A 14,727-nucleotide genomic window follows, 5' to 3' on the forward strand; every position below is an offset into this window, starting at 1 on the left:
GAAGTACTCAATTTCAGAGGGTTGCAGTACTCACCGCTCGTCGATGCCGTGCTCGATGGCGTAGCGGACCAGCTGGGCCCGGTTGTGAAGCTGGAGTTTGCTGAGCGTGCGCTGGACGTGGTTCTGGACCGTGCGGTGCGACAGGAACAATCGCGCGGCGATCTCCTTGTAGGTCAGGCCCTTGGCGACCAGGCGGAGGACTTCGGTCTCGCGTTCGGACAGGCTCGGGCTCTCGTCGCCCGCTCCGGCGTTGGCGAGGCGGCGGTACTCCCCCAGGACCAGTCCGGCGAGGCCGGGGGTGAACACGGCGTCGCCGGCGGCGACGCGCTCGACCGCGTCGAGCAGTTCGGCGGGGCCGGCGGATTTGACGAGGTAGCCGCGGGCTCCGGCCTTGACCGCCTCGAGCACGTCCTCGGACTCGCCGCTGGCCGACAGCACCAGTACCTCGGTGGGGCGGTCGTCCTCGAGTTCGCGCAGGACCGCGACGCCGGGCAGGTCGGGCAGTTGGAGGTCGAGGATGGCCACTTGCGGGCGCAGTTCGCGGATCGCGGTCAGGGCCCGGCGGCCCTCGCCGAGGCAGGCGAGGACCTCGTGGCCAGCCTCGGTGAGGTCGCGGCTGATCGCCTCTCTCCAGATCGGATGGTCATCGACCACTATGAGCGTCGCCATCACTGCCTGCCTTCCGGTGCGGGCGCGGCACCCGCAGTTCGACTTCCGTTCCCTGGCCGGGGGTCGCGGTGATGGCGGTGCTGCCGCCCAGTTCCCGGATCCGGCCCTCGATCGATTGGACCACGCCGAGCCGTCCTTCGGCGGCGGCCTCGGACAGCCTCCCGGGCGGGATGCCGGGCCCGTTGTCCCGCACGGCCACGGCGACCTCGTCGCCCTGGTCCTCGACCAGCAGCCAGGTGCTGGTCCCGGCCGGGCAGTGCTCGCGGACGTTGTCGATCGCACTGGCGACGGCGGCGGCGAGTTCTGCGGCGGCGCCGGCCGGCAGCGGCACCGGGGCGGCGGGCGCGGCGACGGTGACCGTCTCCGCGGCATGGCGTCTGAGGAGGTCGCGGACGTCGCGCTGCCCGTCGAAGGGGTGCCGGTAGGTCTGGGAGCCGATGAGGGTGCGGAGCGCTTCCTCCTGTTCGCCGGCGAGGCGGCCGAGTTCGGCGGCTTCGCCGCCGATCTGGTTGCCGCGCCGCTGCACGAGCGCGAGGACTTGGAGGACCGAGTCGTGGATGTCGCGGGCGAGGCGGTCGCGTTCGCGGGCGGCGGCGGTGCGGGCGGCGGCCTCTTCGAGCCGTTCCTGGGCCTCGACCCCGAGACGCGTGAAGTGTCCGACCATGAGTCCGGTGAGGATGAACAGGATGGCTTCGCTGAAGGTGTTCTCGGTGGGGCCGCCGCGGAACACCATGCCGGCGAGGGCCACCGTGGCTCCGGCGATGACGCCGCGGCGCCGTCCGCCTTGGACGGCCCAGGCGAGGACGGCTCCGGCCAGCCAGGGGCCCACCGGGATCGGTACGCTGCGGCCGTCGACGGCGAGCGCCCAGGTGGAGGTGGCGATCGCGGCGACGGTGACGGCGAGGTCGGCGTAGAGCGTCGCCGGTCGGAAGCCGCGTCCGGCGTAGGAGCGGCTGACCGCGAGGGTCCACAAGGCCAGGACGAGGACGAGGAGGACCGCCGGGACCGGGCGGGCGAGGGTCTCGTAGAGCAGCGCGCAGAGGACCACCGGGTAGCCGAGCGCGGCGAACCGGAAGACGGTGATCGCCCGCCGCAGTTGCGTCTCGATGCCCACCGGGCCATTCTCCCAGGCCGGTTCCGGGCCGGCGGAGCCGCAAACGCATTCCGGTGTCGCGGGGGCGTTTCGGACCATCTAGGCATTGACAGCAATCGATGCTCAATGGTAGAAAGTAAGCACGGTTTAGAGAGAGCGCTCTCTCACTAAGGGCCCGTACTGGGTTCGTCACTGGAGAGCGCTCTCGGCTCACTGCGAAGAGAGGACGCGACCGTGAGACCACCCCGAAGAAGATTCCGGCTGCTGGCCCTGGGCTGCGCGGCCGTCGCCGCCGCCGCGGTCGGCCTGAGCTCGCTGACCACCGCCGGCGCCCAAGAAGAGGTCGCCGCCCAGCAGCTGGTCTGGAGCGACGAGTTCGACCGCGCCGCCGGCACCCCGCCCGACCCGGCCAAGTGGCGCTACGACATCGGCGGCGAAGGCTGGGGCAACGCCGAGCACCAGTACTACACCGACAGCACCGACAACTCCGCCCACGACGGGGCCGGCAACCTGGTCATCACCGCCCGCAAGAACAACCCCGCCGGCTACCAGTGCTGGTACGGCGCCTGCGAGTACACCTCGGCGCGCCTGCTCACCGCCGAGACCTTCACCCAGGCATACGGCCGCTTCGAGGCCCGCATGCAGATCCCGCGCGGCCAGGGCATCTGGCCGGCCTTCTGGATGCTCGGCGACAACTTCGGCGACGTCGGCTGGCCGAACAGCGGCGAGATCGACATCATGGAGAACATCGGCTCCGAGCCCGGAACCGTCCACGGCACCGTCCACGGGCCCGGCTACTCCGGCGCCGGAGGCATCGGCAACGGCTACACCCTGCCCGGAGGCCAGCACTTCGCCGACGGCTTCCACACCTTCGCGGTCGACTGGACGCCCGACTCCATCACCTGGTCGGTCGACGGCAACGAGTACTTCACGCTCACGCCCGCCGACCTGGGCGGCAACGAGTGGGTGTTCGACCACCCGTTCTTCATGATCATGAACGTCGCCGTCGGCGGCCAGTGGCCCGGCTACCCCGACGCGACCACCCAGTTCCCGCAGCAGCTCAAGGTCGACTACGTCCGCGTCTACTCCGGCGGCGGTGGGGGAGGCGGGGGCGGATCGACCGGAGCCGTCACCGGCTACGCCGGCAAGTGCCTCGACGTCGAGGCGGCGAACAGCGCCGACGGCACCCCGGTGCAGCTCTACACCTGCAACGGCACGGCCGCGCAGCAGTGGACCTTCCACGACGACGGCACCGTCAGGGCCCTCGGCAAGTGCCTGGACGTCTCCGGCGGCTCGACCGAGAACGGCGCCAAGGTCCAGCTGTGGACCTGCAACGGCACCGGGGCCCAGCAATGGGTCCTCAGCGGCGCGAACGACCTGGTGAACCCGCAGGCCGACAAGTGCGTCGACGTGGCCGGATGGGACTCCGCCGACGGCACCGACGTGATCATGTGGGAATGCCACGGCGGCGAGAACCAGAAGTGGTACCGGGCCTGAAAGGCCTAAGGTCGACACCATGAGCAACCTCGACGCCCGCCCGGCGGAGACGCCCTGCCACGCCGCCGAGACGACCGGCCCCCGGTCCCGGCTCCTGGAGGCGCGGGACGTCCCGCTGGGCGGCGTCAGGGCCATGCACGTCAGCCGCACCCTCCCGCAGCGGCGGATCCCCACCGTCGGCGCCTGGTGCTTCCTCGACCAGTTCGGGCCCGAGCACACCGACATGCGGGTCCTGCCGCACCCGCACACCGGGCTGCAGACGGTGACCTGGCCGATCGCCGGCGAGATACACCACCGCGACAGCCTCGGCAGCGACGTCGTGATCCGCCCCGGCCAGCTCAACCTCGTGACCAGCGGGCCGGGCATCGCGCACTCGGAGATCTCGCTCGGCGAGTCGCCGATGATCGACGGCCTGCAGCTGTGGGTCGCGCTGCCCGAGGGCGGCGAGGGCGTCCGAGCCGGATTCGAGCGGCACACCGACCTGCCGCGCTTCGAGGCCTCCGGCGTGCGGGGCGTCGTGGCCGTCGGCGAACTCGCCGGCGCCGCCTCCCCGGCCACGACCTACACGCCGCTGGTCGGCGCGCAGATCGGCATCGAAGCCGGCGGCGCGGCGACACTGCCGCTGCGGCCCGACTTCGAGCACGCCGTGATCGCCATCGACGGCACGCTGGAGGCGGCCGGCATCGCGCTCGCGCGCGGACCGCTGCTGTACCTGGGCGACGGCCGGGACGAGCTCGCGCTGTCCTCGACCGCGGGAGCGACGGTCTTCCTCATCGGCGGCGAACCGTTCCCCGACGACCTGGTCATGTGGTGGAACTTCGTCGGCCGCGGCCACGACGACATCGTCGCGGCCCGCACGGCGTGGGAGGACCCGGACCAGACGCGCTTCGGGACCGTGCCCGGCCACGACGGCGAGCGCATCCCGGCCCCGCCGCTGCCAGGAGGCCGCCTGCGCCCGCGCGGACGGGCCTGACCCGACGACGACCCCGCACGACCACTCGACCGACCTCTCCCGAGCGGCCCCGTGCCGCACTGCGCCCCCTATCAGTAAAGAAACCATGTCGAAGCGCCGGAATCCCGGCCCTTCTCCCCCACCAAGGAGGCACTCCATGCTGTCCCGCAGAAAACTCATCACCGCGACCGCCGCCACCGGCATCGTCGCCGCCAGCGCGCCCTGGTGGAGCCGGTTCGCCGCACCCCGGGCCTCGGCCACCCCCGCGACCTGCGAGCTCGCGCTCGCCAACCACACCGACACCGCCTCGGTCAACGCCTACGTCACCGGCCGCGAGTTCGGCACCGACCGCATGATGCTCGTGCGCGCCGGCCAGGGCCCCTACTACCTCGAGGAGCCGCCCGCGCCCGGCACTCCCCTGCCGATCGACGCCTCGATCCCGCTGAACGCCCCCGGCGCCGACCCGGTCGTGCTGACCCTGCCGCGCATGTACGGCTCGCGGGTCTACTTCGTCCGCGAGGACACCCTCGACTTCTACGTCAATCCCGGCCCGGCGCTGGTCGAGCCCGCGCTCCACAACGAGAACGACGCCAACTTCGGCAAGATCGTCTCCTTCTGCGAGTTCACCTTCAACGACGTCCAGCTGTTCATCAACCTCAGCTACGTCGACCTGGTGACCGCACTGCCGATCGGCATCCGCCTGCAGGGCGCCGGGGACCACGGCGTGGCGCCGCTGCCGGCCGGGGCGGTCGAGGCCATCGCCTCGGACCTGGAGGCCCAGGCCGCCGCCGACGGGCAGCCGTGGGACGAGCTGGTCATGCGCGGCGACGGCGGGCGCATCCTGCGGGTCATGTCCCCGCAGAACATCATGGCGCCCCGGGCCGGTCAGCCGGACATGCCGTTCAACGGCTACTGGAGCGGCTACGCCGACCAGGTGTGGGAGCACTACCGGCACAACGACCTGCGGGTCGACAACCAGGGCGGGCGCGGGGTGTTCACCGGCCGAGTCCAAGGCGACCACCTGGTCTTCAACGACGGCTCCAGCTTCGCCAAACCCAACGACTGGGACATCTTCACCTGCGACCACGGGCCGTTCACCAACAACCCCGGCGACTCCGACGTCCGCAAGGGCATCCTGGCGCGGCTGGCGGCGGCCTTCAACCGCAGCACGATCCTCAGCCACGCCGACCAGCCCAACGGCGCCGCGGTCGACGAGTTCTACCGGCACCCGATCACGAACCACTACTCGCGGGTGGTCCACGCCAACTCCCCGATCGGCTACGCCTTCCCCTACGACGACGTGACGCCAAACGGCGCGCACGACCAGTCGGGCGCGGCCGCCGATCCCGAGCCGGGCCGCCTGACGCTCACCGTCGGCGGCGGCGGTGGCGGCGGCTCGATGACCGGGGCCATCACCGGCTTCGCCGGCAAGTGCATGGACGTAGAAGGAGGCGTCAGCGCCGACGGCACGCCCGTGCAGCTCTACACGCCCAACGGGACGGCCGCGCAGCAGTGGACCTTCCACGACGACGGCACCATCCGGGCCCTCGGCAAGTGCCTCGACGTCGCCGGCGGCTCGACCGAGAACGGCGCCAAGGTGCAGCTGTGGACGCCCAACGGCACCGCCGCGCAGCAATGGGTCCTGACCGACCAGCACGAACTGGTCAACCCGCAGTCCGGCAAGTGCATCGACGTGGCCGGCTGGAACTCCGCCGACGGCACCGACCTCATCATGTGGGAGCGCCACGGCGGCGAGAACCAGAAGTGGTACAGGTCCTGAAAGGCGCAGGCGGCGACTAAGCGCGGCGGGTGCGCCACAGCAGCCACACGAAGTAGGGCGTGCCGATGAGGGCGCACACCAGCCCGGCCGGGATCTGCGCCGGGGCGATGACCGTGCGGCCGAGCGTGTCGGCGACGCTCACCAGCAGCGCGCCGAGCAGGATCGCGGTCGGGAGGACCCGCACCGACCTGGAGCCGACCAGGCTCCGGGCCAGGTGCGGGGCCACCAGGCCCACGAACGACACGGTGCCGACCACGGCCACGGCCGCGGCGGCCAGGAGCGCGGCGGCCCCCAGCAGCAGCAAGCGGGTGTGCTCCAGTCGCACCCCGAGGGTCCGGGGCGTGTCGTCGTCGAGCGCCAGCAGGTCGACCTCCCGGCGGCGCGAGACGATGAACGGCACCAGCAGCGCCAGGGCCGCCGCCACCGGGACGAGCCTGCCGGCAGTGCGCCCGTAGGTCGAGCCGGACAGCCACGTCATGGCCTTCGGCGTGTTCCACGGGTCGGCGTAGATGATCAGCAGCGTGATCACGGCCGTCGCGATGGCCTGCACACCGATGCCGATGAGCACGAGCCGAGCCGTGTCGAGGCCGCCTTTCCAGGCGAGACCGTAGACGACGGCGAACGCGAGGACCGCGCCGACGGCGGCGCCGGAGGTCACCGTCCACGCCCCGGCGGCCGGGAACCAGGTGATGAGGGCGACCGCGCCGACCGCGGCTCCGGCCGTGACGCCGAGGATCCCGGGCTCGGCCAGGGGATTGCGGCACACGGCCTGGGTGACGGTCCCCGCGGCCGCGAGCGCGGCCCCGGCCAGGATCGCCGCGAGGACTCTCGGGTAGCGCTGGTCGATGATCCAGGTGTAGGCCTTCCCGGTCTCGCCGGTCAGCCAGTTCACGATGTCGCCGGTGAGGAACATGGTGTCGCCCGAGAGCATCCCGACGACCAGTCCCGCGGCGAGGGCGGCGGTGAGGACGACGGTGATGAACGCGAAGCCGGTGCGGGTGCGTCCGCTGGCGCCGTGGAGCATGGCGGGCTTGTCGGCGGTGCCGCCGTCGGTGACCTTGCGGGCCAGCCACACCATGACGCCGGCGCCGACGACGGTGGTGGTGACGCCGACCGGGATCATGTATCCGGCGGCGCCGCCGAGGACGGCGCGTACGACGATGTCGGAGGCGATGAGGATCACCGCGCCGCACAGGGCGCTGAAGGGCACCAGGAGGCGGTGCGGCAGCAGGTCGGGGACGCGGCCGGCGATCAGGCGGGCGACGACGGGCGCGGCGAGGCCGACGAAGCCGATGGGCCCGGCGACGGCGACGGCGCTGGAGGCCAGCAGCAGCGAGCAGACGATCGCGATCAGGCGGGTGCGGCGGACGCCGACGCCGAGACTCGCGGCGGTGTCGTCGCCGAGACGCAGCAGGTCGAGGCGGGAGCCGACGGCGATCGCGGCGACCAGGCAGGCGGCGACGATCGGCGCGGTCGCGTTGAGGGGCCCGAAGTCGGTGAGGCTGAGGCTGCCCGAGCCCCAGGCGAAGAGGCTGACGGTGTTCTCCTGGAACAGGATCAGCAGGAGTGTCACCAGCGCGTTGGCCGCGAGCGACACGGCGGAGCCGGCGAGGATGAGGCGCGTGGTGGAGGCGCCGCCGCCGGCCGAGACGGCGAGGACGAGCGCGGAGGTGGCCAGCGCGCCGGCGAAGGCGACGCCGACGCCGGAGAGGACCGGGAGGCTGATGCCGAAGGCGGCCGCGGCGGCGACGGCGAGGTAGGCGCCGCCGGTGACGGCGAGGGTGTCCGGGCTGGCCAGGCGGTTGCGGGCGATCGACTGGAGGAGGGAGCCGGAGGCGCCCAGGGCGATGCCGACGAGCGCGGCGGCGGCCAGTCGCGGCATCCGGGAGTCGGTCAGGACGTGCAGGGTCATCTCGTCGGTCGAGCCGGTCAGCAGGCCGAGCAGGTCGGAGGCGCCGATCGACGAGGAGCCTTGGGTGATGTGGACGGCCGCCAGCGCGACCAGGACCCCGGCGGCGGTGGTGAACAGGGTGGCCGCCGGGACGAGGCGGGTCCTGGTGCCGACCGGGGTCGCTGGTCGCGTCAGCGGTGTTCGGGTGGTGCTCAAGAGGTGTAGACCTCGGCGAAGAAGTCGAGCAGGACCTCGCTGGAGGCGGGGCCGCCGAAGGTCCAGGCGCCTTCGGTGAGCTTGTAGGTGTGGCCGTCCTGGACGAACTGGAGGCTCGACCAGAGGTCGTTCTCGGGGAGGGTCTCGGCGAACAGCCCGGAGTTGTCGGACTCGTTGTAGACCAGCCGCAGGTCGGTCTCGGCGTATTCGGCCATGCCTTCGAGGTCGTTCTGGCCCAGGCCCCACTGGCCGTCGGTCTCGCCGTCCCAGGCGTTGGTGAGGCCGACCTCGGTCGCGAGGTTGCCGACCAGGGAGGTGGGGCCGAACATGCGGATGGCGACGGTGCCGCCGTCTTCCCAGCCGTCGACCCACAGGTAGGGGACGTCGGCGGTGCCGGCGGCGGCGATGGCGTCCTTGACCTCGGTGATCTTGGCTTCGAAGTCGGCCATGAGGGCGTCGGCCTCGTCGGTCTTGCCGAGCATCTCGGCGATGAGGTAGAGGTCGCGCTCCATGCGCTCGAGGTTGCCGTCCTCGGAGGATCCTTCGGTGACCAGGACGGTGGCGAACTCGCGGAGCTGCTCGATGACGGTCTCGTCGCGGACCTCGGTGATGATGAGGTCGGGGGCGAGCTGGGCGATGGAGTCGACCGACGGTTCGGCGCGGGTGCCGACGTCCTCGACGGTGTCGTCGAGCGGCATGGAGGCGCCGACCCAGGTCTCGTATCCGGCGACGTCGGCGACGCCGACGGGCATGACGCCGAGGCTGGCGGCGATCTCGGTCTCGGCCCACTCCAGGGTGACGATGTCGGTGGCGGGCGCGTCGAGTTCGACGACGGTGCCGGTGGCGTCGGTGACCGAGACCGGGCCGGCCGCGGCCTCGGCGGCGGTGTCGTCGCCGTCGGCCTCTTCGGTGGTGCCGCAGGCCGCGGCGGCGAGGACGGCGGCGGCAGCGGGCACGGCGATGAGGGCGCGTGGGTGGAGTCGCATTGGTTTCCTTACTGGTTGGCGGCCGGCGCTGCGGCCGGCCGTCGGTTGTGTCGTCCGAGGGGCCGGCAGCTGAGGTGGCCGGTGACGGGATCGGCGTCGACTTCGATGTCGATGCCGTAGACGGCGGTGAGGTGCTCGCCGGTCAGCACCTCGTGGGGCGGGCCGGACGCGATGACGCGCCCGTCGCAGAGCAGGACCGTGCGGTCGGCGACCGCGGCGGCCTGGTCGAGGTCGTGCAGGACCACGCCGACGGCGGTGCCGTGCTCGTCGGCGAGGTCGCGGATGAGGTCGAGGATCTCGACCTGGTAGCGCAGGTCGAGGTGGTTGGTGGGCTCGTCGAGCAGGAGGACGCCGGTGTCCTGGGCGAGGCAGGAGGCGAGCCAGACGCGTTGGCGTTCGCCGCCGGAGAGGGTCTCGACGCCGCGGTCGGCCATGTCGGCGACGCCGCAGATGGCCATGGCGCGTTCGACGGCGGCGGGGCCGTCGGCGTCGCCGTCGCGCCAGCGGCCGCGGTAGGGGTGGCGGCCGTAGCCGACGACGTCGGCGACGCGGACCCCGCCGGGGACGGGCCGGGACTGCGCGAGCAGGGCGACCTTCCGGGCGAAGGCCTTGGGGCTGAGGGAGGCGACGGCGGTGCCGTCGCCGAGGTCGACCGTGCCGGCGGTGGGCCGGTGGAGGCGGGCGAGGGCGCGCAGGAGCGTGGACTTGCCGCTGCCGTTGGGGCCGAGGAGCGCGGTGACGTGGCCGTAGGCGAGCTCGATGTCGGCGCCGTGCACGACGGTGTCGCCGAAGTAGGCGAGTTCGAGAGCGCTGCCGCGGAGACCCACATCATCCAACATGAAGGTAAGGCTAACCTACCTTCGCCGGTTCCGCGATGCGGGTGGTGCCGCAGTGACTGGCGGGCTCGGTGGCCTTGTCCGATAGGCGACCCGGCCCGCTAGCGCTCCTCCTCCTGCTTCTGTCCGCGCCCGCGCAGGGAGCCGGGGTGGGCCTTGGCCTCGGGGTCGCGGCGGGTCTTGACAAGGCTGGCGACGGTGACCACGGCGAGGACGACGACGACCACGCCGAGGCTGAACATGGTGGAGATCTCCGGGACCCGCTCGTCGATGTCGACGTGGAGCCAGTGCAGGACGAGTTTGACGCCGATGAACGCCAGGATGATCGCCAGGCCGGTCGAGAGGTACACCAGCCGGTCCAGCAGGCCCTTGACCAGGAAGTAGAGGGCGCGCAGGCCCAGCAGCGCGAAGGCGTTGGCGGTGAAGACGATGTACGGCTCCTCGGTGACGCCGAACACGGCCGGGATCGAGTCGAGCGCGAACAGCAGGTCGACGCTGCCGATCGCGATGAGCACCACGAACAGCGGGGTGACCATCTTGCGGCCGCCGATGCGGGCGAACAGCTTGCCGCCGACGTAGTCGGTGCTGACCGGCAGGATGCGCTGGGAGGCCTTGACGACGGGGTTGTCCTCGATGTCGGGGTCCTCGTCGCGGTGACGGAACAGCTGCACGGCCGTGTAGATGAGCAGCAGGCCGAACAGCAGGAACATGAACGAGAACAGGTTGAGCAGCGCGGCGCCGACGGCGATGAAGATCGCCCGCATGACCAGGGCCAGCACGATGCCGAAGGTGAGCACCTTGTGCTGGTGCTCGGTGGGGACGGCGAAGGTGGTCATGATGATGACGAACACGAAGAGGTTGTCGACCGACAAGCTCTTCTCGATGATGTAGCCGGCGAAGTACTCGGTGCCGAAGTCGCCGCCGTACTGGGAGGCGAACCAGAGTCCGAATGCGACGGCGACGAGGATGTAGAACACCGACCACGCCGTGGCTTCGCGGAACCCGACGTGGTGCGGCCTGGCCGCGCCGATGATCAGGTCGACCGCCAACAGGACGACGATGAGGCCGATGGTGCCGGCCCAGGCGAGTCCGCTTACGTCTAGCAAGGTCTCCTCCGCTGGAATCGGTGCGGCAAGGGTGTTCGAGTCGCGTCCCGCTCTGTCATGGGCCGCTTCCGTTCGTCCGCGAACGCATCGTACGCGAGCGGTTCGGCCTTCCGCACCTTGATCGCCACCATGTGGACGTGCGCCACTCGCCGAACGGCCCCTCGGTGACTCAATGAACGAGCCGGTTCGACGACGGCAGTGCCGAGCCGCGTGCGCCAGAGTCGCGAAAGTGACCGGCGATTTCTGCAATCTCCTGGCCCGGCTGGACCTTGCCGGCATTCGATGCGCTTCGCAGGGTCGAAGCCCGGTCTCGAAATCCGTGCTCCATCCGGCAGCGAGCAGTATTCACTTCCGTAACAGGTCGAAGCGGGCAGGTCCGCCGAAAGTCGCAAGGCCCGCAACGTAGCGGGCCTCGTCGCCGCCCAGGCAACGGGCTGAGTGGACGGCGGCCACTACCATGTGGTGACAGTCGGGGACGGCATGATCGGGGTCGGGCAAGGCCACGATCCGTGGGGCGTGGACCTCGCCGGTGATCATGTCCGACTTCCCCGAGCCTCAGGACGACCGCGCCGCGCGGCGCTTTCCGGCAGCCGGTGCCGCGGCGAGGCTGGCGACCGCCCACGGCGTTCCGTGAAACGACGCGAACTGCGGCCGGCCCTGCGCCCGTACAATTCTTGAAAGCTGCCTATCCTACCCCTGGAGTCGAATTGACCAGGAAGATCATCGCCTTCTTCTTCAGTGCAGCAGTTATAGCGGCCACGGCCGCGTACCTGTTGGGATACACGACTCATGGGGACGCGGGGAGCCTTGTTGCGGCGGTGACGGGATTGCTCGCGACGTATCCACTGTGGCGAAGTAGCAAGCGGAGCCTGACCGAGTCGCTGAAACAATTGCGATTCGACGTCAGGAAGGAAGCTGACCGCGAGGCGCTGCAACTGGGCCTGGTGGATTCGCCCATTATGACCGAATTGGTCACCGAACCCGCCGCGGGGACAGCACCGCGTTCGCCCACCGATGTCGACCTCGGCCGTTCTATCACGATCACCGACATGGTCGACGAGTGGAAAAGCGATCCGAAGCAGCGGTTCGTCATTCTCGGAGACAGCGGGTCCGGCAAGACTTCGGTCCTGGTCCGCATGCTGTGGTCCATTGTTCGCGACCATCGGCGGGACGCCGTCGCCCCGGTGCCGGTGCTGGTCTCCGTCGGCGACTGGGATCCCCAGACGCCCTTCCATGAATGGTTCCAGAGCCAGGTCGAGCGCCTCCATCCATACCTGAAGCACCACTATCCGAAATGGAGACGAGGAGCAGGGACGATCGCGGAGCATCTCATCGACGAAGGCAAGATCGTCCCATTCCTGGACGGGTTCGACGAGATCACCGACCAGGACGGCCGCAGACGCGCCGCGATGCGGAACCTGAACCGCGACCCCGTTTTCGCCACGCTCCCCTTGGTACTCGCCTGTCGTGCGACTGAGTACCGCGCGACGGCCGCGAGCGAATTCCACCTCCAGAAGGCCAGTGTCTACACCCTCAAGGACCTGGACTGGCAACTGGCCGCCGCATACCTGTGCCGGTCAGAGCCGACCGAGGACCGCCCCACGGTGGTGCCGGAACAATGGGAGCCCGTGGTCGACAAACTCGCCAATATCCACAAAAGCGGCAAGGCGCAGGCGCTCAGCAAGGCGCTTTCAACTCCCCTGATGGTCTTCCTTGCCCGCGCCGCGTTCGAAGACGACGAGCGGTCGCAGCCGAAGGAGCTGCTCAGATTCAATTCCCGCGGCAGGATCGAGGACTTCCTCGCCGCAGCATATGTGGAGAACGTCTATCGCTCCGGCAGCCGTGGCGGACGGAAGGGCGATCGCCGGGCACGGGAGGCGATACTCATCCTCGGTTTCGTCGCCAGGTATCTCAGGGAGAAAGGCACCTCGGATCTGGCCTGGTGGGAGATGCCCCCACCGAATCGGCGGCGTCGTCCGGCACGACTGGTGTGGTTCCAGTTGGCCGGCGTGATCGCGTATTCGATACTCCTGCCGGTCGTAGCGTTCAGATCCATGACTCCCGAGATGCCGGTCTCCCAGATCCCGTTCGAGGCCTCCGGGCTCTTCTGGTTCAACGCGCTCACCTGGATTTTTCTGGCAGGGCGACTGATCGATCGAACACAGCTCGGGGTGATGGGGCCCTACGGCTCGTATCGGACCGACCGCAACCTTTTGATCTCCCGGCTGTTCACGCTCGCCGTCCCCTTTCTCTGGCTGCTGCTCGTCATGCATTTCTGGGCACGGGGCGACGCACATGCGTTCGTGGTGCCGTCATGGTCGTACTTTGTCTTCGCCCCGCCGCTGGCGATCGTGGTCGCCTGGATGTTCGTCCCCTCAGCGGCCAAGGAACTGTCGGTATACCTGTGGAGCAGGCGTCGAGAGGGCCGATTGCCCTGGGGTTCGCCGTTCATGAAGACGCTCGAGGACGCCCGGGAGCGCCAGATCCTACGCAGCACCGGCGGTGTCTACCAGTTCAGGCACGCGGTCATCCAGAACCATCTCGCGCGATCGCCAGCACCGGGCGGGGATTCGGTGGGCTTGTGAACAGGAGTCAGCTGGTGATCGAGGGGGAAGCACTGTCATCGGACGAGCGGTCCGAGCTCGAACAGCTGCGTGAGACGGTGCGCCGTCAGGCTCAGGAGCTCGAGGTCCTGAGAAACGCATTAGGGCTATTACGGGTGGTGGTCACGCGTGGCCTTCGGCGCGGGAGCGGGCCGACCAGGCGCTGACCGAGCAGCTCGAAGTGCCGCACGAGCGCCACAAGAGCCGCTACGGGCTGCGCCGGCTCGATGCGATGCTCCGGCGCGAGGACCGCAGGCATTCGCGTCGGCGGCTGCGTCGCCTGACCCGGTCGGCCGGGATCGAGTGCCTCCACCCGAAAGCCCGGGCCAACAGAGCGGGCAAGGTCGGTTGTCGTCTCTCGGGTGCTGCATGGCTGCGGTCTTTTGGCGGCGATGAGGAGGTAGGAGGGCGGTCGGGGTCGTGTCTTCGGGTAGCGGGCTGGTAGATGGCGCGGGTTCATTGGCGGCGATAAAGAGGCAGCGGGGTTGGCCGGGGTGGTGTGTTCGTGGCCGGGCCGAGGTGTCCTTTTGAGGGTGTGGGCATGGCGGAGGGCCCGGACCCGCTTGGGGTCTCGGGCTGCGATGTTCGTGTCGCTTCCCCCGCCGCAGGATGCTTCCTGCGACGGGCGGGGTAAGAACGGTATCGGTTCGTGTGTTGAGTCGCGTTCGCCGGTGATGCCCGGCGGCGGCGCTGCGGCCGGGGTCGCTGATGTGGGGGCGGGGAGGGTTCGGGAGGCGGTCTCGGGTTCGCGTGGGGGTGTGGTGGCCGGAGGCGGGGAGGGTTCGGGTTCCTTCACCGGTGTTTGCGGTTCCCTCGCCTGTGGGGGTGCTGGTGTTGGCCGCTCGGTGCTGTTGGTGAAGCGGGCTCGTGCCCTGCTGCGGGCTTCGCGTGCGGCCTTCAGGTCGCGGTCGAGGCCGATCTGTTCGGCCCAGCGGTCGAGTTCTTCTCGGAGGGCGGGGCCCCATTCGTCGGGGTAGAGCCCGGTGGGGAACACGTTCGCGACATCGCCGGTGAAGTCGGCGTCCAGGTCTTGGTCGGTGCGCCAGTCGGCGCATCCGCACCCGTTCTCGTCCGAGTGGTTCCCGGCCGGCCGCTGGC

General features: G+C 70.2%; 11 protein-coding genes and 1 pseudogene. 6 read left to right on the forward strand and 6 right to left on the reverse strand.

Features of this window, described 5'->3' with window-relative positions:
- Positions 1-30: 30 nt before the first annotated feature.
- Positions 31-669 (reverse strand): transcriptional regulator, encoded by a 639-nt coding sequence (locus ACYVL2_RS15140; protein ID WP_460544780.1) that lies wholly within the window; start codon positions 667-669, stop codon positions 31-33.
- Positions 644-1,783 (reverse strand): ATP-binding protein, encoded by a 1,140-nt coding sequence (gene macS / locus ACYVL2_RS15145; protein WP_460544782.1) that lies wholly within the window; start codon positions 1,781-1,783, stop codon positions 644-646. Before macS ends, ACYVL2_RS15140 begins: the two co-directional genes overlap by 26 nt.
- Before the next feature lie 213 nt (positions 1,784-1,996).
- Here macS and ACYVL2_RS15150 point away from each other — a divergent pair, with 213 nt between their 5' ends.
- The 4 genes and pseudogenes from ACYVL2_RS15150 (at position 1,997) to ACYVL2_RS15165 (ending at position 5,991) form a co-directional block, all read left to right on the forward strand.
- Positions 1,997-3,259, forward strand: coding sequence for a ricin-type beta-trefoil lectin domain protein (locus tag ACYVL2_RS15150; RefSeq protein ID WP_460544784.1), 1,263 nt, complete (start codon positions 1,997-1,999; stop codon positions 3,257-3,259).
- A 19-nt stretch (positions 3,260-3,278) separates the two neighbouring features.
- Complete coding sequence (locus ACYVL2_RS15155) at positions 3,279-4,232, forward strand: pirin family protein (protein WP_460544786.1); 954 nt, start codon at positions 3,279-3,281, stop codon at positions 4,230-4,232.
- Between the two features lie 136 nt (positions 4,233-4,368).
- A pseudogene (locus ACYVL2_RS15160) lies at positions 4,369-5,589 on the forward strand (glycoside hydrolase family 64 protein); the annotation flags it as partial.
- 21 nt (positions 5,590-5,610) lie between these two features.
- A complete protein-coding gene (locus ACYVL2_RS15165) occupies positions 5,611-5,991 on the forward strand; it encodes a ricin-type beta-trefoil lectin domain protein (protein ID WP_460544802.1) in 381 nt (126 codons plus the stop codon).
- A 16-nt stretch (positions 5,992-6,007) separates the two neighbouring features.
- Here the strand turns inward: ACYVL2_RS15165 and ACYVL2_RS15170 are convergent, their stop codons facing one another.
- From ACYVL2_RS15170 to ACYVL2_RS15185, 4 genes are all read right to left on the reverse strand, one after another.
- Positions 6,008-8,098, reverse strand: coding sequence for an iron ABC transporter permease (locus tag ACYVL2_RS15170; RefSeq protein WP_460544788.1), 2,091 nt, complete (start codon positions 8,096-8,098; stop codon positions 6,008-6,010).
- Positions 8,095-9,084: an ABC transporter substrate-binding protein gene (locus ACYVL2_RS15175; RefSeq protein WP_460544790.1), complete on the reverse strand. Its 990-nt coding sequence runs from the start codon at positions 9,082-9,084 to the stop codon at positions 8,095-8,097. The genes ACYVL2_RS15170 and ACYVL2_RS15175 overlap by 4 nt, the downstream gene beginning before the upstream one ends.
- An 8-nt stretch (positions 9,085-9,092) precedes the next feature.
- Positions 9,093-9,923, reverse strand: a complete 831-nt coding sequence (locus ACYVL2_RS15180) for an ABC transporter ATP-binding protein (RefSeq protein WP_460544792.1) — start codon at positions 9,921-9,923, stop codon at positions 9,093-9,095.
- 98 nt (positions 9,924-10,021) lie between these two features.
- The gene (locus ACYVL2_RS15185; protein WP_460544794.1) at positions 10,022-11,026 is read right to left on the reverse strand and encodes a TerC family protein; all 1,005 of its coding nucleotides are present in this window, start codon (positions 11,024-11,026) and stop codon (positions 10,022-10,024) included.
- Positions 11,027-11,733: 707 nt separating this feature from the next.
- Here ACYVL2_RS15185 and ACYVL2_RS15190 point away from each other — a divergent pair.
- Positions 11,734-13,611 (forward strand): NACHT domain-containing protein, encoded by a 1,878-nt coding sequence (locus ACYVL2_RS15190; RefSeq protein ID WP_460544796.1) that lies wholly within the window; start codon positions 11,734-11,736, stop codon positions 13,609-13,611.
- A 181-nt stretch (positions 13,612-13,792) separates the two neighbouring features.
- Positions 13,793-14,074, forward strand: a complete 282-nt coding sequence (locus tag ACYVL2_RS15195; protein ID WP_460544804.1) for an IS3 family transposase — start codon at positions 13,793-13,795, stop codon at positions 14,072-14,074.
- Positions 14,075-14,727 lie beyond the last annotated feature (653 nt).

It is taken from the genome of Glycomyces halotolerans, from assembly GCF_054779575.1.